The 20,646-nt window shown below is 59.8% G+C and carries 18 protein-coding genes; 7 read left to right on the top strand and 11 right to left on the bottom strand.

Features of this window, described 5'->3' with window-relative positions; genetic code table 11:
* Window positions 1-4 precede the first annotated feature (4 nt).
* The 3 genes from NHU87_RS00460 to NHU87_RS00450 all read right to left on the bottom strand — a co-directional run bounded on the left by NHU87_RS00460 (window position 5) and on the right by NHU87_RS00450 (window position 3,259).
* Window positions 5-1,363, bottom strand: coding sequence for an erythromycin esterase family protein (locus tag NHU87_RS00460; RefSeq protein WP_253544774.1), 1,359 nt, complete (start codon window positions 1,361-1,363; stop codon window positions 5-7).
* 93 nt (window positions 1,364-1,456) lie between these two features.
* Window positions 1,457-2,242 carry a sulfite exporter TauE/SafE family protein gene (locus tag NHU87_RS00455; protein ID WP_253544773.1) on the bottom strand — a complete coding sequence of 262 codons (786 nt, stop codon included), beginning with the start codon at window positions 2,240-2,242 and terminating at the stop codon, window positions 1,457-1,459.
* A gap of 267 nt (window positions 2,243-2,509) precedes the next feature.
* Window positions 2,510-3,259 carry a hypothetical protein gene (locus tag NHU87_RS00450; RefSeq protein ID WP_253544772.1) on the bottom strand — a complete coding sequence of 250 codons (750 nt, stop codon included), beginning with the start codon at window positions 3,257-3,259 and terminating at the stop codon, window positions 2,510-2,512.
* Window positions 3,260-3,506: 247 nt separating this feature from the next.
* On the opposite strand from NHU87_RS00450, the gene NHU87_RS00445 reads away from it, so the two are divergent.
* From NHU87_RS00445 to NHU87_RS00435, 3 genes are all read left to right on the top strand, one after another.
* A complete protein-coding gene (locus NHU87_RS00445) occupies window positions 3,507-4,655 on the top strand; it encodes an aldose epimerase family protein (RefSeq protein ID WP_253544771.1) in 1,149 nt (382 codons plus the stop codon).
* 170 nt (window positions 4,656-4,825) lie between these two features.
* On the top strand, window positions 4,826-5,647 hold the full coding sequence (locus tag NHU87_RS00440; protein ID WP_253544770.1) for an aldo/keto reductase: 822 nt from the start codon (window positions 4,826-4,828) through the stop codon (window positions 5,645-5,647).
* Between the two features lie 30 nt (window positions 5,648-5,677).
* Complete coding sequence (locus NHU87_RS00435; protein WP_253544769.1) at window positions 5,678-6,148, top strand: DUF1810 domain-containing protein; 471 nt, start codon at window positions 5,678-5,680, stop codon at window positions 6,146-6,148.
* Here the strand turns inward: NHU87_RS00435 and NHU87_RS00430 are convergent.
* Window positions 6,113-8,473, bottom strand: coding sequence for a DNA polymerase II (locus tag NHU87_RS00430; RefSeq protein ID WP_253545602.1), 2,361 nt, complete (start codon window positions 8,471-8,473; stop codon window positions 6,113-6,115). The two genes, NHU87_RS00435 and NHU87_RS00430, sit on opposite strands and share 36 nt — an antisense overlap.
* Window positions 8,474-8,810: 337 nt before the next feature.
* Here NHU87_RS00430 and NHU87_RS00425 point away from each other — a divergent pair, with 337 nt between their 5' ends.
* The gene (locus tag NHU87_RS00425) at window positions 8,811-9,251 is read left to right on the top strand and encodes a CBS domain-containing protein (RefSeq protein ID WP_007901706.1); all 441 of its coding nucleotides are present in this window, start codon (window positions 8,811-8,813) and stop codon (window positions 9,249-9,251) included.
* 150 nt (window positions 9,252-9,401) lie between these two features.
* Here the strand turns inward: NHU87_RS00425 and NHU87_RS00420 are convergent, their stop codons facing one another.
* Together NHU87_RS00420 and NHU87_RS00415 are read right to left on the bottom strand one after the other, a co-directional pair.
* Complete coding sequence (locus NHU87_RS00420) at window positions 9,402-10,022, bottom strand: glutathione S-transferase N-terminal domain-containing protein (RefSeq protein WP_253544768.1); 621 nt, start codon at window positions 10,020-10,022, stop codon at window positions 9,402-9,404.
* A 169-nt stretch (window positions 10,023-10,191) separates the two neighbouring features.
* Window positions 10,192-11,286: a DUF1615 domain-containing protein gene (locus tag NHU87_RS00415; RefSeq protein WP_253544767.1), complete on the bottom strand. Its 1,095-nt coding sequence runs from the start codon at window positions 11,284-11,286 to the stop codon at window positions 10,192-10,194.
* A gap of 353 nt (window positions 11,287-11,639) precedes the next feature.
* On the opposite strand from NHU87_RS00415, the gene NHU87_RS00410 reads away from it, so the two are divergent.
* Window positions 11,640-13,169, top strand: coding sequence for an FAD-dependent oxidoreductase (locus tag NHU87_RS00410; RefSeq protein WP_253544766.1), 1,530 nt, complete (start codon window positions 11,640-11,642; stop codon window positions 13,167-13,169).
* Between the two features lie 87 nt (window positions 13,170-13,256).
* Here NHU87_RS00410 and hemB read toward each other — a convergent pair whose 3' ends face one another.
* The 3 genes from hemB to NHU87_RS00395 form a co-directional block, all read right to left on the bottom strand.
* Window positions 13,257-14,231 carry a porphobilinogen synthase gene (gene hemB, locus NHU87_RS00405; protein WP_253544765.1) on the bottom strand — a complete coding sequence of 325 codons (975 nt, stop codon included), beginning with the start codon at window positions 14,229-14,231 and terminating at the stop codon, window positions 13,257-13,259.
* Between the two features lie 231 nt (window positions 14,232-14,462).
* Window positions 14,463-15,305, bottom strand: a complete 843-nt coding sequence (locus NHU87_RS00400) for a PhzF family phenazine biosynthesis protein (RefSeq protein ID WP_253544764.1) — start codon at window positions 15,303-15,305, stop codon at window positions 14,463-14,465.
* Between the two features lie 23 nt (window positions 15,306-15,328).
* Window positions 15,329-16,036, bottom strand: a complete 708-nt coding sequence (locus NHU87_RS00395) for a glutathione binding-like protein (protein WP_253544763.1) — start codon at window positions 16,034-16,036, stop codon at window positions 15,329-15,331.
* A 297-nt stretch (window positions 16,037-16,333) separates the two neighbouring features.
* Here NHU87_RS00395 and NHU87_RS00390 point away from each other — a divergent pair, with 297 nt between their 5' ends.
* A complete protein-coding gene (locus NHU87_RS00390) occupies window positions 16,334-17,005 on the top strand; it encodes a histidine phosphatase family protein (protein WP_437180813.1) in 672 nt (223 codons plus the stop codon).
* Window positions 17,006-17,144: 139 nt separating this feature from the next.
* Here NHU87_RS00390 and mnmH read toward each other — a convergent pair whose 3' ends face one another.
* Entirely contained in the window at window positions 17,145-18,248 is a 1,104-nt protein-coding gene (mnmH, locus tag NHU87_RS00385) for a tRNA 2-selenouridine(34) synthase MnmH (protein WP_253544761.1), read from the bottom strand.
* Window positions 18,248-19,282, bottom strand: coding sequence for a selenide, water dikinase SelD (selD, locus tag NHU87_RS00380; RefSeq protein ID WP_253544760.1), 1,035 nt, complete (start codon window positions 19,280-19,282; stop codon window positions 18,248-18,250). Before selD ends, mnmH begins: the two co-directional genes overlap by 1 nt.
* Window positions 19,283-19,689: 407 nt before the next feature.
* Between selD and NHU87_RS00375 the strand changes: the two genes are divergently transcribed.
* The gene (locus tag NHU87_RS00375) at window positions 19,690-20,646 is read left to right on the top strand and encodes a nucleoside-specific channel-forming protein Tsx (RefSeq protein WP_253544759.1); all 957 of its coding nucleotides are present in this window, start codon (window positions 19,690-19,692) and stop codon (window positions 20,644-20,646) included.

The raw sequence follows: 20,646 nt of genomic DNA, 5'->3' as shown, positions 1-20,646 counted from the left end.
GCTGTCATATACCGAACGGAAAGGTGTCTTCCTCGTGCTCCATGAATTCGGGCGCCGGCAATGGCGAGACCGCATGGGTTTTTTCGATCCAGACGAAAGCGTCGAACTGCTCCGCCAGCACTGCCTGAAAGTAATGACTCTGGCGCTCGGTCCTGGGTCGATAGATGACGCCGATGGCGCGTTCAAGTAACGGCTCAGCGAGTACGTCGAGCAATTCCTCGCTCGGTGACGTCCGCCAGTCGAGCAGCGCGGCGGGAATGCCGGCCTTGAGAAACAGTTGTTCCCAGCTGTCGGCCAATGCCGGGTTCACCTGTTTGACCTGCATCGGCTCATCCCAATCATCGGCGGCGGCGACGGTGCCGTGGTCGGTGCCCATTCCGATCAGCACCGCTTGCGAGCCGTAGGCGGTGCGGCACAACTGGCCAATGTTGAACTGCCCCTCCCATCCCATTTGCGTCGCGGCGGCGTTGCCGATGTGGGAGTTATGCGCCCACACCACCGCTTTGGCGCCTCCTCCGCGATGCACCATCAGGGTTTGCAAGGTGTCGAACATGTGCAGGTCACGCAGGTTCCACGAGGAAGTCGAGCCGCGGTACATGGCGCGGTAATACTGCTCGGCGGCCCTTACCACGCGGGCGTTCTGGGTGGCGCTGAAAAACGCTTCATCGTCGGCGACCATCGGATCGAGCCGTTCGCCCAGCAGCACATTCAATTGCTCGACCACTGCGTCCTCGCACGTGGCCATGTTGCCCCGCTCAGCGAAATGACCGTACAGCGCCGGGTCGTCATGCCACGGCGTCAGACAGCTGTAGCGATGTCGAGCTTCTTTTGCCAGCTGCGGGTCGGTCTTATCGAGATAGCCCAGCACTTCGTCGATGGAGTGACGCATGCTGTAAACATCCAGTCCCCGAAACTCTACCCGCAGCGAAGGCATCAGTCCGCGATTATAGTGGTGCAGCCAGCGGGTAAAGGTCTGCACGGCCGTGTTGCGCCACATCCAGGTGGGGAATCGGGCGAAGGCCTGTTTTTTCCAGGCGGAGCGGCCCAGGTCGCGGACACATCGGTCGATCTGGCCGGCATCGGGCCAGTCGGCTTCGACCGCGACGATGCTGAAGCCGTGCTGCTCGATCAGGCGGCGGGTGATCGCCGCTCGGGTCTGGTAGAAGTCCTGGGTGCCGTGGCTGGCTTCGCCGATCAGCACCACGCTGGCGTCGCCAAAGCGGTCGAACATTTCGCCGAATTCAGGTGAGTCGAGTGCAGGCAACGGCTCGGCATGACGGCGCAGTACGTCGGCCGCATTGCCGGGTGGCTCGCCGCGAGGGCGGTTGAACCGTCGAAGAAGATCGCTTACGGGGCTGTTCATGAACGTCATGACCTCATCTGAACGTGGTCATAGTTTTGACTACGCCAGCGAGGGCATGATTCCGCTAAATTCTGTGATCTATACAGTGCCGGATCAGAACGCCAGCTTGTAGCCGATCAGCACCAGCATCGTGGCCAGGCACGGACGCAGCAGTTCGTCGGAGATCCGCCCGGTCAAATGGCTGCCCAGGTAAATCCCCGGCAGTGAACCGACCAGCAAGTAGCCCAAAATCTGCCAATCCATGTTGCCCATGCTCGCATGGCCCAGGCCGGCGACCAGGGTCAAGGGCACCGCGTGAGCGATTTCGGTGCCGACCAGGCGGCGGGTAGGCAGCATCGGGTACAGAATGAACAGCGCAACGGTGCCCAAAGCGCCGGCGCCGATGGAGGTCAGGGCCACCATGGTGCCCAGGATCAGACCGGTGATGACGGTCATTGCGTTCAACCGGGGACCGCTAGGGTTGTAGTGGCCGCCAGCCCGTTTATGGGCGAAATCGAGCAAGCGTTTCTTGAAGAAAATCGCCAGCGCCGTGGCGAACAATACGAAGCCCAAGGCTTGTTTGATAACAGCGTTCATCGCATCGGGCGAGGTCTGCAAACTGCTCAAAAACCATAGCGTCAGCGCTACTGCCGGCACACTGCCGAGGGTCAGCCAACCGGTGATCGCCCAGTCGATGTTCTTGTTCTTGCGATGAACCAGCACGCCGCTGGATTTGGTAATGGCCGCATACAGCAAGTCCGTGCCCACCGCCGTGGCCGGGTTGACGCCGAACCACAGCAGAATGGGGGTCATCAACGAACCGCCCCCAACGCCGGTCATCCCGACAATAAAGCCGACCACCAGACCTGCAACGACCAACCCGAAATTACCGAATTCCATTCATACGCCCAGAAAATCGCAGGGAAATAACCGGCTCGCAGCATAGCGATTTTTCTTATAACCAGTTATATCGATGCGGTCTATCGTTATGCCAATCCATTGGGCCTGAACACGATATTCCTTCTGTCAAATCCCATGGGATCGGGCTTTTGTGGGAGCTGGCTTGCCTGCGATGGCATCAACTCGGTTCGACGTTAAACCGAGCCGTCTGCATCGCAGGCAAGCCAGCTCCCACAAAAGCTCTCTCCTACAGGGGCAGCACTCGCTTTACTGCACCGGCAAGAAATTCAGAAACAACAAACTCTGGGCGTAGTTGAGGCCGATCCGTCGGTAGCGTTCGTCGAGCATCTGGGTCAGCAGGTCCAGCCGCGCGACGATTTTGCCGAACTCCACGGCAAAGCTCAGGTTGCTGCCCTCCTCCGAGATTTCGTTGGAAAACAGCAAGGGCTCGCCTTGCTTGTTTTGTCGCTGACTCAAGATCCAGGTGGCTTTCTCGATGTTGCGCGCGGCATTGCTGACGAAGGTCGGGTTGATTGCATCCGTCATGTAGAACTCCAGCCGATTGCCGTGGGCGGTGACCAGCATGCTGCCGATGGCATAGATGAAGGCACCGACCCGGTCGCCGAGAAATTCCGGGCTCATGGCGTAGCTCAGCGCGGCGAGGTCTTTTTTGCCGCCGAGGGTGGGCAGTGGCTGTTGCTGTTCGATGGCCAGGCGCACTTGTTTTTCTGCGGTGCCGACATCGAGGAAGCCGGATTTTTTCAGCTCGTCCGGGTTGCGCAGGTAGAGCTTGTTCATCAGCAGGTAGAGGCTTTGGAGATTGTCGCGCATCGCCAGGGTCGCCATGCGATCGACGCTGGTCTGGAGGAACTCCTGGGGTGTGCCGTTGCGAAACTGGCTGACGATATCGTTGCCCGGCTGATGGCTGCAGCCACTGGCGAAGAGCATCGACAGGCCAATCAGCAGCCAGCAATGACGGCGAATGTGCGGGGTAAAGCGGGGTAAAACTCGAGCCATGGGTTCTTGAACTTGGGCATGGGCCGGCGGTGGGGATCGCCGCGGGCTGGCCAAGGATAGAACCGCGAAAGCCGAAAAAGTGCAGTGCCGGTGGTCCGTAAGCGCTGATCACCATGGAAGATACCCTAACTAGTCATACTTTTTAATTGCAACACCGCATAGATAAGCTATAAATCCTTCCTTGATCGCGTTAAAACCCGACTATTAGTATGACTACTTCTCAAAACAACAAAAAGGAAGGTCAACCATGCTTCAATCTCGACACCTGCTTTCCGGCCTCGGACTGTCCCTGATGATCGCCACCCTCCCCGCTCACGCCGTTGGCTTGTCCAGCGAACACAAAGCCTTCGGCAAAACCAGTGACGGCACGCCCGTCGAGCAATACATCTTGCGCAACAGCCATGGCCTGCAAGCCACGATCATTACCTACGGCGGGATTCTGCAGTCGCTGAAAGTGCCGGACAAAAACGGCAAACTCGACGATGTGGTGCTGGGTTTCGACGATGTGCAGGGTTATCAAAGTGGCACCGCGTACTTCGGCGCAACCATCGGCCGCTTCGGCAATCGTTTGGCCAACGGTGCCTTCGAGCTGGATGGCAAGCGCTATCAGGTACCACTCAACGACGGCAGCAATTCATTGCACGGCGGGGCCCTGGGTTTTGATAAACGGGTGTGGAAAGCCGAACCGAGCAACGGCAAGGATTCGGTGGGCGTGACCCTGACGTATCTGTCGGCGAGTGGTGAAATGGGTTTCCCGGGCAACCTGAAAACCGAAGTCACCTACAGCCTCACCGAGAACAATGAGCTGCGCATCGAGTACAAGGCCAGCACTGACAAATCCACGGTGCTGAACCTGACCAACCACAGCTATTTCAACCTGGCCGGTGCGGGCAATGGCGACGTGCTGAAGCAGCTTGCGACCTTGCATGCCGCCCGCTACACGCCGGTCACCGGCAAACTGATCCCTACCGGTGAACTCGCCCCGGTCGCCGGCACGCCGATGGATTTCACTCAACCGACTGCCATCGGTCAACACATCAAGGCTGATCACCCGCAACTGAAATTCGCCGAACCGAAACAAGGCGGTTTTGACTTCAATTGGGTGCTGGACGCCAAGGGTGATCTGGGCAAACTCGCTGCCGACGTCAGCGATCCGCAATCCGGGCGCCGCTTGCAGCTCTACACCACTGAGCCGGGTGTGCAGTTCTATACCAGCAATTTCCTCGACGGCACGGTCAAGGGCAAGGCTGGCAAGATTTATCCGCATTGGGGGGCGTTTACTCTGGAGACTCAGCATTATCCGGACTCGCCGAATCAGCCGAACTTCCCGTCCACACGGCTGGATCCGGGCAAGAGTTATAGCCAGACTACGGTGTACAAGTTTTCCACCCTGTAGGTCAGAAGATCACAACCTTCGGCAGCTCCTACAGGGGCGGGGTATATCCGTGATATCGCGGATGGAGTAGGAGCTGCCGAAGGCTGCGATCTTTTGACCTTGCCGGACGGAACCACCGGGCTATTTTGCTGCCAACTGAAGTATCGATCGGACTTTAGAAAGGAGGATGCATGCGTACTCTTGAGCTGGCCGGCAGCCATGTGCCGGTCATCGGCCAAGGAACCTGGCGCATGGGAGAGGAACGCTCCCGACACACAAAGGAAGTTGCAGCCCTGCGTTTGGGCATCGAGTTGGGCATGACCCTGATCGACACCGCTGAAATGTACGCCGAAGGAGGCGCTGAAGAGGTGGTGGGTGAAGCCATCGCTGGCAGGCGTGATCAGGTTTTTCTGGTCAGCAAAGTCTACCCCTATAACGCCAGCCGCAAAGGCATCCCCCAGGCCTGCGAACGCAGTCTGCGGCGGTTGAATACCGATTACATCGATCTCTACCTGTTGCACTGGCGCGGCGATTATCCCCTTGCGGAAACCGTCGAAGCCTTCGAGCGCCTGCGCGAAGACGGCAAGATCGGCCGTTGGGGCGTGTCCAATTTTGACCTGGACGACCTGGAAGAATTGGCCTCGCCGGCCTGCGCCACCAATCAGGTGCTGTATAACCTGGAAGAACGCGGCATCGAATTCGATTTGCTGCCCTGGAGCCAGCACCAAAGGATGCCGGTGATGGCCTATTGTCCGATCGGCCAGGGCGGGCACATGCTGGCCAATTCGACGCTCAAGCAAATTGCCGCCCGTCACGAGGCGATACCGGCGCAGGTCGCACTGGCATGGATTCTGCGTCAGAACGGCGTGATCGCCATCCCCAAAGCGGTCCGTCCCGAGCACGTGCAGCTCAATGCGCAAGCGGCGCAATTGCGGCTTGAAGTCGGGGATCTGGAGGCGCTGGACCAAGCGTTTCGCGCGCCACAACGCAAGCAGCGGTTGGCCATGGTCTGAGCCATCGCGGTTCTGTCAGAGGGCATCGGCATGAGAAGTACCGATCAGCTCGACTCGTTCAATTTGCCACGCTTCGTCCAGGCGCAGGACCCTGTGTTCGAGTGGGTGCAGGAGGAGCTGCGCGCCGGCCAGAAGCGCCGGCACTGGATGTGGTTTATCTTTCCGCAGTTTTCCGGGCTGGGTGACAGCGAGATGTCCCGCTACTTTGCCATTCGCTCCAGTGAAGAAGCCACCGCGTACCTGGAACATCCGTTACTGGGTCCACGCTTGCGCATGTGCACGCAACTGGTCCTGGACGTTCCTCATCGGTCGATCGCCAAGATTTTCGGTCATCCCGACAACCTCAAGTTTCATTCATCGATGACGCTGTTTGCCCAGGTTTCGCCAAAAGGCAGCCTGTTCCATCAGGCGCTGGATCAGTATTTTCATGGCATACCGGACGACTGGACACTGTCGCTGCTGGACTCAAAACAGGCCCAGTTGCCCCCCAATCAGCGTTGAGAAATCGTCATCCACGAACGGCAGAATCGCATCCGCCACCGGTTGCAGCTGCCGGGTGACGTAATGGTCGTAATCGATGGGCGCGCTGCGGATTTCCAGCGGCTCGGGGCCGGCGACGGTGATGACATAACTGATCCAGCCGCCGTTCTGATATTGCCGCGGGCGTCCCTGCTGGTCATTATAGTCGTCGGCGATTCGCGCGGCCCGCACGTGGGGCGGCACGTTGCGCTGATAATCGTCGAGGGTACGGCGCAGGCGCTTGCGGTAGATCAGGCGTTCGTCGAATTCCCCGGCCAAGGTCTTGCGCACATAGTCACGTACGTAATCCTGATAGGGCTTGCGATTGAAGATGCGCAGGTACAGCTCCTGCTGGAATTGCCGGGCCAGCGGCGACCAGTCGGTGCGCACGGTTTCCAGGCCTTTGTAGACCATTTCATCGGTGCCATCGGCGTGGGTGACCAACCCGGCATAGCGCTTCTTGCTGCCCTCCTCGGCGCCGCGAATGGTCGGCATCAGAAAGCGCTTGTAGTGGGTTTCGAACTGCAATTCCAGGGCACTTTCCAGCCCGTATTCGTGTTTCACATGCTCACGCCACCATTGGTTGACGTGATCCACCAGCGCGTGGCCGATCTGCGCGGCTTCTGCCTGACCGTGAGCGCGGCGCAGCCAGACGAAGGTCGAGTCGGTGTCGCCATAGATCACCGCGTGGCCCTGTGCTTCGATCAACTGGCGGGTGCGCAGCATGATCTCGTGACCGCGCAAGGTGATGGACGAGGCCAGCCGTGTATCGAAGAAGCGGCAACCGCTGGAACCGAGCACGCCGTAGAAGGCATTCATGATGATCTTCAGCGCCTGGGACAGCGGCGCGTTGTGTTCGCGCTTGGCGGTTTCACGGCCTTCGGCGACCCGGGCGACGATGGCCGGCAGGCAATGCCGGGTTCTTGAGAAACGTGCACCGCGAAAGCCCGGCACCGACTCGCTGTCGTCGGGGTGCTTGAGCCCTTCGATCAAGCCCACCGGGTCGATCAGAAAAGTGCGGATGATCGACGGATAGAGGCTTTTGTAGTCGAGCACCAGCACCGATTCGTACAGCCCGGGTTGCGAGTCCATGACAAAACCGCCGGGGCTGGCCTCCGGTGGTTTGTTGCCCAGGTTCGGTGCGACGAAGCCCTGACGGTGCATCAACGGCATATACAGGTGAGTAAAGGCCGCCACCGAACCACCGCTGCGGTCCGCCGGCAAACCGGTAACGCTGGCGCGCTCGAGCAGGAAGGTCAGCAGTTCGGTCTTGGCGAAGATCCGCGTCACCAGTTCGCAGTCCTTGAGGTTGTATTTGGCCAGGGCCGGTTTGTCCTCGGCGAACATGCGATTGATTTCGTCCATGCGCTGGTACGGGTTGTCGATCGACTTGCCTTCGCCCAACAGGGTTTGTGCGACGTTTTCCAGGCTGAACGAGGAGAAGCTCCAGGTCGCCGAACGCAGCGACTCGATGCCGTCGATGATCAACCGGCCGGCGGCCGACGCGAAGTAATGATTGCGGCTGCCGTGCTCGCGCCACTGCATTTCTTCGCCGCCACGCCCCAGTTTCAGCGGCACCGCCAAGCGGCGAGCATGTTCGTGCAGTACGCGCAGATCGAACTGCACGACATTCCAGCCGATGATCGCGTCGGGGTCGTGCCGGGCGAACCATTCATTGAGTTTTTTCAGCAGCAGGGTTCGCGAGTCGCAGTATTCGAGCTGGAAATCCACCCCACTCTCATCGCCATTGGGCGGCCCGAGCATGTACACCTGCCGCTCGCCGCAGCCTTCCAGGGCGATGGAATACAAATCGCCCTGAGCGGTGGTTTCGATGTCCAGCGAGACCAGCCTGAGCTTCGGTCGGTAGCCGGGGGCGGGTTTCATTTGCGCGTCGAGCAGAAAGCCTTCGGCGTTGGGCGTGCCCCCGAACAAAACGGGGGCGGTGATGAAACGCTCCATCATGTAGCGTTCCGGCGGGCGGATATCGGCTTCGAATACATCGACGCCTGATCTGCGTAGCGCGGTTTCCAGGCGCATCAACTGACCGTGCTGCTGGCAATACAGGCCCAGCACCGGGCGGTGTTCGAAATCCAGAAGTGCCAAGGGCTTCAGCTCGACGTTTTTCTCGCCGCGCAGCAGCGCTTCGGCTTGCTCGCGCTGGACCGCCGGAATGAACGCTACCGACGTTTGATGCGGCAGGCGGATACACCGGGGACCGACATCGGTCGCCAGCCAGAACTCGACTTCCGTGCCGGCCGGGGTATCGCGCCAATGCCGGGTCAGGACGAAGCCCTGCTGTAAATCCACCACTGCAACCTCAACGATCTGATTCAAGGGGTAATTCTACGCGTGATCGGCGGTGTGGTGAGGGGGGCTTGCCATAATGCCGGCAAGTTAAGACGCAGAACCTGTGGGAGCGTGGCTTGCCCGCGAAGAACGATGACGCGTAGTACCTGAAAAAACGGCGGTGCATTCTTCGCGGGCAAGCCACGCTCCCACAGGATTTTCGTCGCTCAGGGGCGGACTTTTACAAAGAAAAATCGCTGAATGACGCTTTTTGCGCGGTATCTGCCGCTTTCTGCCTTGCTCTGCGAGCGCGTCTCTACGATTCTTCAAGAACAACGACAACACCCGAGAATCCGCCATGAAAACCGTCGCCCAACTGCTCAAGTTAAAGGCCCAACAGAATCAGGAAGTCCACACCATTGCGCCTCATCAAATGGTGCTGGAAGCGCTGATGGTGATGGCCGCAAAAAACGTCGGCGCGTTGCCGGTGCTGAAAGAGGGAAAGGTCGTCGGCATCATCAGCGAGCGTGACTATGCGCGCAAACTGGTGCTCAAGGGGCGCTCCTCCGTCGGCACACCGGTCAGCGACATCATGGTGGCGCCGGTGATTACCGTGGACACCCATCAAACCGTCGAAACCTGCATGGGCATCATGTCCGAAAAACGCCTGCGGCACTTGCCGGTGGTGGAAAACGGCGAGTTGATAGGTTTGCTGTCCATCGGCGACCTGGTCAAGGAAGCCATTGCCGAACAGGCTGAACTGATTCGTCAGTTGGAGCAGTACATTCGCGGCGAATAAAACGCTGCAATCCGATGCAGTGATCTCCTGTAGGAGCGAGCGGTGCGGCGATCCGACTTGCCCGCGAAAGCCGTTATGCGGTGGAACCGATGAACTGCGTCATCGTTCTTCGCGGGCAAGCCTCGCTCCTACATTGGACTAACGGTGTTCTTACGGCCAATGCCGCGCGAAAACCGGTGCCAACGCAGGGTGCCGGTCGAAGCGTTCGAGCCAGGCGGAGAACCCCGGCCGCGCAGCGCGCAAGTGCTCTCGGGTACCCGCCCACCGTGTCACCACCGCCGCCAGAATATCCAGTGCGCCCGGCGCTCCCTCGCCCAGGTACAACTTGCCGGCGAACTGATCGGCAAACACCTCCCAACTCCAATGCAGACGCTGGCGAGCACCGGCCATGAGGTTCTTCCTGGACGATTCGTCCGCCTCTGCCAGCCAGCGTTCGGGGTAATCGATGATGCCGATGGCGGCATAGCAATTGCTGACGATGTACACCAGGCCCCGAATAACCTGATCACGCTTGAGCGGGTTTTCCGGCAGCAGGTTCGATTTGGGGAACGTCATGCCCAGATGAATCAGGATGGCCGCACTTTCGGTCAGAACACCGCCATCGGGCAGTTGCAGGGTGGGAATCTGCTTGAGCGGGTTGAGCTTCTCCAATGCCTGAACCGCCTCCGGGGACGCTGAAACATCGATGAAGCGATAAGGAACCTCGCACAGTTCCAGCGCGGCTTCGATGGCGGCCGCACCCGAGTTCTGATGTCCGTAAAGCTGATACATGACTAAATCTCCTCTGCGACTCTTTCTTTGTAGCAGTTGCTGAAGATTGCGTTCGGCCAAAGCGGTGGGTCAGCCAATTCATCCGTTGAATGTAGTACCGCTTTCGCGAGCAGGCTCGCTCCCACAGGGGCCTCGACTGGCGCGGTCTGCCTGACGCACCGCATCTGGGTCACTTCCCTGCACGCTTCATGCAGCGCTGATAACGCTCATCGACCCGTTTGGCGAACCACGCCGTGGTGAGTTTGCGGGTGATTTTCGGGCTTTGCAGCAGGATTCCAGGCAACACCGCCCGGGGTAATGGGCGGCCTTCAGCCTGTTCGGCCAAGGCGAACACGCGCCGATACAGCTTAGTGTCCTCGAATTCGAGACTGTTACCCTCCTCCAATTGGTCCCGAATGGTCAGGTTGCGCATGTCCAATTGCTTGCCGAGAGTGCGCACCGCCAATTCCGTGGTGCCAGGCATGATCGAACCGTAGCGCACCAGATCGCCATCCAGTGCCAGCGGGATGCCGGTCGCACGACTGACCGCGTTCTGAAACGCCGCATTGCGGCTGGCGTACCAACCGGCGTTGAAATCGGCGAAGCGATACAGCGGTTGCTTGTAGCTCACTGGATAACCGAGCAAGTGGGCAATACCGAAATACATCCCGCCGCGACGAGTGAACACTTCGCGGCGAATCGAGCCGTTCACCGGGTAGGGATAATGACGCGCCTGCTGCTCGGCGAAGTCGATGCTGACCTGCATTGGCCCGCCGGTGTGCACCGGGTTGAAACCATCGAACAGCGTCCGTCCCATGGGCACCATGCCAATGAAATCATCGAAAATCGCGCTGAGTTCTCTTTCGCTGCGCGCGGCGTTCAGCCGGTCGCTGTAACTTTTGCCATTGGGTGAACTGACCTGCAAGGCACCGCTCACCAGCAGGCCGGGAATGTGGGCTTTGGCCGCACGGCGGTCGATCTCCTCCCGGGCGATCTTGCCCAGGCCCGGCACCCGTGGATCAGCCTGAAACGTCGATTCCTGCTCAGTGACGGCGAGTACCGAACACAGGTTTTGCGTGGTCGGTGGAATATTTTGCGCGGCAAACGCCGCGTAAATATCCGTGGCCCAGCCTTGACGGTCGGAGGTCTTGGCCGGTAACAGACGCATGATCTCGGCCTTGACCTCGGCGGGCTTGCGGACCGGCGGTTCCTGAGTGCGTTGAGTACCGCAACCGGCCAGGACCAACAGTGCCGCGACGCTCATGATCAATCGATTGGCTTGCATGGTGCTCCATCAAAATCCGTTGAGCCGGGTTAACCATACGATCAATGGCATGGCGCAGGCTATGACTGTGACAGTCGCGGACTGTTCCCATGACCCTGTCCCGTGGCGGTAGCGCTGTAGCGCTGTAGCAGCTGTCGAGCCCGCGAGGCTGCGTTCGGCTGCGCAGCAGTCGTAAAACCTGCAACTGAGTTCTTTCAGGTAAACGGCGTTCGCCGAATTCACGACTGCTGCGCAGCCGAACGCAGCCTCGCAAGCTCGACAGCTGCTACACGCGTGGTTTTCCGTTGGGCAGCCGGGCGGCCGGTGCATCCGGGCTGAACCATACTTGCTCCACACACCGAGGAGGACAGCTCATGAACCGTAGCGATGTGCTGATCATCGGCGCCGGCCCGACCGGGCTGGTACTGGCGCTGTGGTTGAGCAAACTGGGAATTCGGGTGCGCATCATCGACAAGACGTTGGAACCCGGCACCACTTCACGCGCGCTGGCAGTACAGGCGCGAACGCTTGAACTGTATCGCCAGCTCGACCTCAGCGACACCATTGTGCAAAACGGCCATAAAGTGGCCGCGGCGAATTTCTGGGTCAAGGGCGAACCGGTCGCACGCCTGCCGCTGAGCACCATCGGCGAGGGTCTGACGCCCTACGCGTTTCTGGAAATGTATCCGCAAGACGAACACGAACGCCTGCTGATCGAACGCCTGGAGGCCTTCGGTATTACGGTGGAGCGCGACACCGAACTGCAAAATTTTGAGGAAACCGGCGACGGCATCACCGCCCGGCTACGCTTGCCCGATGGTCAGCAGGAAATCTGCCAGGCCTGTTATCTCGCAGGTTGCGACGGCGCCCGGTCGATCGTGCGCAAAACGCTGGACACCGGTTTTCCGGGCGGCACTTACCAGCAGATTTTCTACGTAGCGGATGTGCAGGCTCGTGGCCCGACGTTCAACGGTGAACTGCATGTGGACCTTGATGAAGCCGACTTCCTCGCCGTATTCCCTTTGGCTGGCGAAGGTCGCGCCCGCCTGATCGGCACGGTTCGCGACAAGCGCGCCGACCGTGCCGAAACCCTCCAGTTTGAAGACGTCAGCAGCCGGGCTATCGAGCATTTAAAGGTGCAGATCGATCAGGTGAACTGGTTCTCGACCTACCGCGTGCATCACCGGGTTGCGGATCACTTTCGCACCGGGCGCGCGTTTCTGTTGGGTGACGCCGCCCATGTCCACAGCCCCGCGGGGGGCCAGGGCATGAACACAGGGATTGGCGACGCGATCAATCTGGCCTGGAAACTCGCCACGGTTTTGAGCGGTGGCGCCACGCCCAAACTGCTCGACAGTTATGAAACTGAACGCATCGCGTTTGCCCGGCAACTGGTGGCAACTACTGACCGGGTCTTCAGCTTCGTCACCGCCGAAGGACGAATTGCCGACTTGCTGCGCACCCGCGTGGCGCCCTTCTTGATTCCGAAAATGACCTCGCTGGAAGCCGCTCGGGAATTCCTGTTTCGCACGGTGTCGCAGACCACCCTCAACTATCGCGGCATGCCGTTGAGCGAAGGAGTTGCTGGCCATGTTCACGGCGGTGATCGCCTGCCCTGGGCCCACGACGGTGAAGGGGACAATTTCGAATCGCTAAAGGACCCGACGTGGCAAGTGCATGTGTATGGCGACACCAGTGACGAGATGATCGCCTGGTGCGCCGAGCATCACCTGCCGTTGCAGGTATTCGACTGGCGGCCGGCGTTTGAAACGGCGGGGCTGGCGCGCAACGGGTTTTACCTGCTGCGGCCGGATACGTATGTGGCGATTGCCGACTACAGCGCCGATCCGAAGGTGATCGAGCGGTATTTCCGGGACCATGATATTCGGTCGTTCTTCGGCTGAAGATCAAAAGATCGCAGCCTTCGGCAGCTCCTACATGAAATTGAGTACACCTGTAGGAGCTGCCGCAGGCTGCGATCTTTTGATTTTTTAGATCCCGGCCAGAGCGAGGTCCATCGCGAAGTAGGTGAAGATCAAATCTGCCCCGGCCCGTTTGATCGCCCCCAGGCTCTCACGCACCACCCGGTCTTCATCGATGGCCCCGGCCTGGGCGGCGAACTTGATCATCGCGTACTCGCCGCTCACCTGATACGCCGACAGCGGCAAACGCGAGGCTTCGCGAATGTCGCGGATGATGTCCAGGTACGCGCCGGCCGGTTTGACCATCAGCGCGTCGGCGCCTTCCTGCTCGTCCATCAGCGATTCACGCACGGCTTCGCGGCGGTTCATCGGGTTCATCTGATAGCTTTTGCGGTCGCCCTTCAGCGCACTGCCGCCGGCCTCGCGGAACGGGCCATAAAGCGCCGAAGCGAATTTGGTCGAATAGGCCATGATCGCGGTCTGGCTGAAACCCGCTTCATCGAGCGCCCGGCGAATGGCCCGGACCTGCCCGTCCATGGCCGCCGACGGTGCGATCACATCGGCGCCAGCGCGGGCGGCGGCCACGGCTTGTTTGCCGAGGTTGATCAGGGTCTGGTCGTTGTCGACTTCGTGATGGTGCAGCACGCCGCAGTGGCCGTGATCGGTGTACTCGCAGAAACAGGTGTCGGACATCACGATCATTTCCGGAACGGCGTCCTTGGCGATGCGCGACATGCGCGACACCAGGCCGTTGTCGCTCCAGGTGTCGCTGCCGTTGCTGTCCAGATGATGGGACACGCCAAACGTCATCACCGACTTGATCCCGGCGCGGGCGTAACGCTCGATCTCACCGGCCAGCTTCGACTCGGGAATGCGCATCACCCCGGGCATGCTCTTGATCGGCACGAAATCGTCGATCTCTTCCTCGACGAAAATCGGCAACACCAGATCATTCAAGCTGAACTCGGTTTCCTGGAACAGGCTGCGCAGGCTCGCATTGCGGCGCAGACGGCGTGGACGTGCTTCGGGGAACTGACTGGGCATGGGCTTTCCTGAAAAACGGCGGATAAGACAAAAGTCGTAGGGGCGAAGCTTATGCGCTGCAAGGCGCGGGGCACAAACCTCAGACGCGGAACAAAGCATTACCGGTTCGGCAACAATCCCCCGCATTCAGCACAGAACCCTGTGGGAGCGGGCTTGCCCGCGATAGCGGTATGTCAGTGATATTGACGTTGAAGTTATCACCGCCATCGCGGGCAAGCCCGCTCCCACAGGTTATAACGTCATCGTACCGCTGATGCAGGTCACCACCGCGCCACCAATCCAGATCTCATCCCCCACCTGCTCGACCTGAATCCGCCCGCCGCGGCCCATGGTCAGGCCCTGGCTGACGACATAAGACGTCGGGGCCAGCCCTTCGCTGAGCAACCATTGGGCAATCCCGGCATTCAGGCTGCCGGTGGCCGGGTCTTCTGGCATGCCGTCGCCGGAAATGAACGCACGCACTTCGAACTGCGCCTCGGCGCCATCGCGTTCGACGCACCACGGCGCGATGACACCGACGGCGAGGCCCAACATCTGCGAATGATCCGGCTGCAAATCCAGTACCTGCTGACGATCCTCGACCATCACCGCCAGCCAACCGGCACCGTTGTCGACCCATTGCGTCCGCACAATCGCACCCGGCGCCAATCCCAGGCCGCGTCGTACCCGTTCGACCAGTTCGGCCTCCACCGGGCCGGACCTGAGCAGCGGTGGCGCGAGAAACGCCAGCTCAGCGCCCTGTCGCCGCACCCGCACCAGGCCGACGCCGCATTCCTGAATGATCTCCTCGCCCTTGGGCACCCCACCGGCCTCGAGCCAGGCATGACAGGTACCGAGCGTCGGGTGACCGGCGAACGGCAACTCCCGAAGCGTGGTGAAGATGCGTACCCGATAGTCGGCTCGAGGGTCTTGGGGTTGGAGCACGAAAGTGGTTTCGCTGAGGTTGGTCCAGGACGCGAACGCCGCCATGCGCTCATCGCTGAGCTTATCGGCACCGAATACCACCGCCAACGGGTTGCCCTTGAGCGCGACGTGGCTGAAGACATCTACTTGCTTGAAATCGAATGAGCTCATTGCCTGCCTTGGTGATGAGAGATTCAAAGGGGTTGCTTCGGGATTTCCAGCCCGCGAATCACCGCCGGCCTGGCCAGGAAACGTTCCAGCACGCGGGTGACATTGGGAAAGTTCTGGATACCGACCAGATCGCCGGCCTCGTAGAAGCCGATCAGATTGCGTACCCACGGAAAGGTCGCGATGTCGGCGATGGTGTAGCGCTCGCCCATGATCCAGTCGCGCCCTTGCAGACGACCATCAAGGACCTGAAGCAAGCGTTTGCTTTCGTCGACATAGCGATCACGGGGACGCTTGTCTTCGTAGTCTTTGCCGGCGAATTTGTTGAAAAAACCGAGTTGGCCGAACATCGGCCCGATACCGCCCATCTGAAACATCAGCCACTGAATGGTCTCGTAACGCGCCGCCGATTCCTGCGCCAGCAGTTGCCCGCTCTTGTCGGCGAGGTAAATCAGAATCGCCCCGGACTCGAACAACGCCAACGGTTGATCCCCCGGACCGTGGGGGTCGAGGATCGCCGGGATCTTGTTGTTGGGGTTCAGTGACAGAAATTCGGGGGACAACTGATCATTGGTGTCGAAGCCCACACGATGCGGCTCGTAGGGCAGCCCGATCTCTTCGAGCATGATCGAAACCTTGACGCCATTGGGCGTTGGCAAGGAATAGAGCTGGATCCACTCCGGGTACTGGGCCGGCCATTTTTGCGTGATGGGGAATGCAGACAAATCGGTCATAAGGGGCATCCACGTAAAAATCAGAGTGAGGATCATAATCTACAGAGGAATAAGGTAGGTGCCGTGTCCATAAATCCGCAACATCCCGTCGATAACCTTTTCCCCAATCCGTTCAAGGTTGCCGTTAAAGTGCCAGGCACCTCGCTCGGATCGAACCAAAGGGCTTCAGAGGACTCTGAGCATTGCCCTGTAGGAAACGGACCGGGTCAACGACATGGAATACACCCGATGCTGGGAGCTCGCGGTGTCAAGGTTTGTCAGCCTTAACCGAATACGCTGAAGATGACCTATTCGATGATGAACCCATTGAAATTCGCCAAACGCTTCAAGCATCGCGCCTATATCTTCCTGCCCTCCCTGCTGGCGGTCAGCGCGTTGTTCTTGTCGCTTGAATCCAGTGAAAGCCGCGCCCAACCGGCGGACGGCATCCAGACGCTGGTCTTCTTGCGCCACGCCGAAAAACCCGCCGGCGGACTGGGTCAGCTCAATTGTCAGGGATTGAATCGCGCCATCGACCTGGCCACCTTGTTGCCGGAAAAGTTCGGCAAGGCCAACTACGTGTTTGCCGCCAACCCGACACGCAATGTCGAGGAAGGCGAACTGGATAATTCCTACAGTTACATCCGCCCCCTGATGACCATCAGCCCCAGCGCGATCAAGCTCGGCTTGCCGGTGAACATCAACTTCTCGGCCAACGATACCAGCGACCTGGCGGATGAACTGCTGCACGACAAGTATCACAACTCGGTCATTTATACGGCCTGGTCCCACGGCTACCTGCCCGAGCTGATCAACAAGGTCGCCGGGGAAGCCGTCGGCAAAAAACAGAATATCACCGATGACTGGGAATCCAGCGACTACGACTCGCTGTACGTGCTCACGCTGACCTGGCACAACGGCAAGGCCAGCCTGAAGAGCCACAGCTACAAGCAAGGGCTGGATAACGGTCAGGAGACCTGTCCGACGTAAGCGGTCGGGCGCCTGTCAGGGCCTCATCGCGGGCAAGCCTCGCTCCTACAGGGGATCTCAGTGAACACAGCATTTGTGTACAACGAATATCCAGTGTAGGAGCGAGGCTTGCCCGCGAAGAGGCCAGCAAACTCGCCACCTACCCCCGCTGATGACCTCGCGCTCGCAGATATTCAAGCACCGCCCCCCGCTCCCCGACAAACTCGATCCTCGTACCCTTCTTCTCCCGCTGAAACGCATACATCGGGTCGTAATACTCGCGCAGCAACCCTTCGATCCAGCCCCGGTGCAAATCCACCGCACCGCTGTTCGCCTGTTCTGCCAGCGCGTCTTCCATCAAGGTCAGCATCCGCTGATGACGTTCGCCGCCCAACCGTTTCTGGACATTGTTCAGGCTCGCCAGCAAACGCTCGGAAAACAGTGCAAAGCCTTCATCGCCATGCACTTCGATGAACTCGGCGCACAAGTCCACCACGTAATCGCGCAGGATTCGTTCGACTCGTCCTTCCAGGCTGTCTTCCAGCCAGACCATCGGAAATTGCTGCATGCCCTGATACAGCGGCAGCGGCAAGGCGCAACTGCCGATCGCGCGACTCTCGTCTTCCAGCACGAACTGTTCGATGCCACGGGCGCGCTTCTTCAGTACGTCCACCGCCAAGCGGTTCTCAAAGTCGATATTGGAGGGTTGACCGGTGGCGCGCTTGCCAAAACTGGAGCCGCGATGATGAGCGTGGCCTTCAAGGTCCAGCCCGTTGTTCAGTTGCGTGAGCACCTCGGTCTTGCCAGTGCCGGTCATGCCGCCCAGCAGAACGAAATCGCACTGGGTAATGGCCTGGTCGAGCGTATCGAGCAAAAAGGTGCGCATGGCCTTGTAGCCGCCGCCGACTCGCGGATAGTCGATACCGGCCTCGTCCTTGAGCCATTGCTGAACGATCTGCGAACGCAGCCCGCCACGAAAACAATACAAATACCCATCCGGATGAGCTCGGGCAAAATCGGCCCAGGCCTGGATGCGCTCGGCCTTGATCTCGCCAGACACCAATTGATGTCCCAGCGTGATGGCCGCTTGCTGACCTTGCTGCTTGTAGCAAGTGCCGATCCGTTGCCGCTCGAGGTCATTCATCAGCGGCAGGTTGACCACACCGGGGAATGAGCCCTTGAGGAATTCGACCGGCGCGCGGGTATCCATCATCGGCCGGTCGTTGAGGAAAATGTCGCGGTAATCGGTGAAGTCGCTAGACATCAAAACACCTCTACCGCGTTGGTCTGTCGCTCAACCAGTTCGCCGATCGGCTCAAGGGTCAGGCCGAGTTCGGCTGCCACCCCCAAAAACTGTTCATTGCCCTCAGGCGTGACCGCAATCAGCAGGCCGCCGCTGGTCTGCGGGTCGCAGAGCACGCGTTTGTGCATTTCCTGAAGCCGCCCCAGTTTGCTGGCGTAGCTGTCGAAATTGCGCAGCGTGCCGCCCGGCACACAGCCCTGATCGAGGTAATACTCGACACCCGGCAGGAGCGGTACCCGGTCATATTCGATGCGGGCGGTCACGTTGCTGCCGTCGGCCATTTCCACCAAGTGCCCGAGCAGGCCAAAACCGGTGACGTCGGTCATCGCGGTCACGCCGTCGAGTTTGCCGAAACGGCTGCCGGGTTTGTTCAGGGTGCACATCCAGTCACGGGCCAGGCCGATGTCGGCATTGCGCAACTTGCCCTTCTTTTCGGCCGTGGTGAGGATGCCGATGCCCAAGGGTTTGGTGAGGTACAGCAAGCAACCGGCGGTGGCGGTGTCGTTGCGCTTCATGTGGCGCTTTTCCACCAGCCCGGTCACGGCCAGGCCGAAGATCGGCTCTGGCGCGTCGATGGAGTGGCCACCGGCCAGAGGAATCCCCGCTTCATCGCAGACCGAACGCCCGCCGCGAATCACTTCCCGGGCAATCTCCGGCGCCAGCACATTGACCGGCCAGCCGAGGATCGCAATCGCCATCAACGGATCGCCGCCCATGGCGTAGATATCGCTGATGGCGTTGGTGGCGGCGATGCGGCCGAAGTCGAACGGATCATCGACGATCGGCATGAAAAAGTCGGTGGTCGAGACCACGCCGCGTTCTTCGTCGATGGCATACACCGCCGCGTCATCGCGCGAGGCGTTGCCGACCCAGAGTTTCGGGTCCAGGTTTTGCGCGCCGCTGCCGGCCAGAATCACCTCCAGCACCTGGGGCGAGATCTTGCAGCCACAACCTGCGCCATGGCTGTATTGAGTCAGACGAATCGGCTCGCTCATCGGGGATTTGCACCTTGTGAAGTCAATGCCGAGGATTCTACAGCAAGCCCATTTTGTAGGAGCTGCCGAAGGCTGCGATCTTTTGATCTTGAGCTTCGGCAGAGTTGAAATCGCCCAAAGTCAAAAGATCGCAGCCTGCGGCAGCTCTTACAGGAAACAGTCGACACCACTTTGGTGCATATCTCACTCCAGATCCCTTCGCCCCGATCTCCACTCCTTTCTCCCTCACGTCGAATCCTTGACCGAAAGGACAGTTAAACCGGCAATTCCTTAGATTTTTCCGCGCCTTGAACAAAACTGGTACACCTTGTGCAAACGTTTGCGAGTCGCCGATACCGGCCTGTTCGCCACCCAACCGCGCAAACCCGCACCATCGGGCTTTCGATCCGCACTAAAAGGGATTTTTAATGCATTGCACCTCCAGCCGCGTGACTTGCTCGCGCACCTTTGCTGTTTCCTTGCTGCTGGCCAGCGTTACAGGACTACTCAGCAGCCATGTTTTGGCCCAACCGGCCACCGCCGAAGAGTCCGCCCAGGGCGAAGGCCTCAGCCCTGAAGCCAGCCCGCCGAAAAAAGGCGCCTACCTGTCGGACTGGTTCAACCAGGACCTGACCGTCATCGGCAGCAAAGACATCAGCTTTGGCCCGCAACCAGCCGACGACATCTACCTGGAATATGAGTACTTCGGCCGCAAGGGGCCGTTCGAGTTGTACGGCTACATCGACATTCCGAAGATCTTCGACATCGGCAACAGCCATGACAAAGGCGTATGGGACCACGGCTCGCCGGTGTTCATGGAGCACGAACCGCGGATTTCCATCGACTACCTGGCCGGCCGTAGCCTGGCCGTCGGACCGTTCAAGGAATGGTACGTCGCGTTCGACTGGATCTACGACCATGGCAGCAACAGCGCCAACCGTGCCAACACGCTGTACAGCGGTTTGGGCACCGACATCGACACCCATTCGCGGGTCAATCTGTCGGCCAACTTCTACGGCCGCTACCAGTGGGAAAACTACGGCGCCAGTAATGAATATTCGTGGGACGGCTACCGCGCCCAGCTCAAGTACATCGTGCCCATCAGCAGTTTCAGCAACGGCGCTTCGTTGACCTACATCGGTTTCACCAACTTCGACTTCGGCTCCGACCTGCACAAGGACAACCCGGCCCGTACCGCCAATGCCACCGTGGCCACCAACGTGTTGCTCTACGCCTTCACCCACTTGCGTTTCACCCTGGTCGGCCGTTATTTCCACAACGGCGGCAACTGGGACGACGGCAGTGAGTTGAATTTCGGCGACGGTGACTTCCGCGCCCGTTCCAACGGCTGGGGCTACTACGCCGGTGTCGGTTATCAGTTTTAA

It is taken from the genome of Pseudomonas mandelii, assembly GCF_024138395.1.
Classification (GTDB): domain Bacteria; phylum Pseudomonadota; class Gammaproteobacteria; order Pseudomonadales; family Pseudomonadaceae; genus Aquipseudomonas; species Aquipseudomonas mandelii_E.
This window is presented reverse-complemented; position numbering and strand designations above follow the sequence as displayed.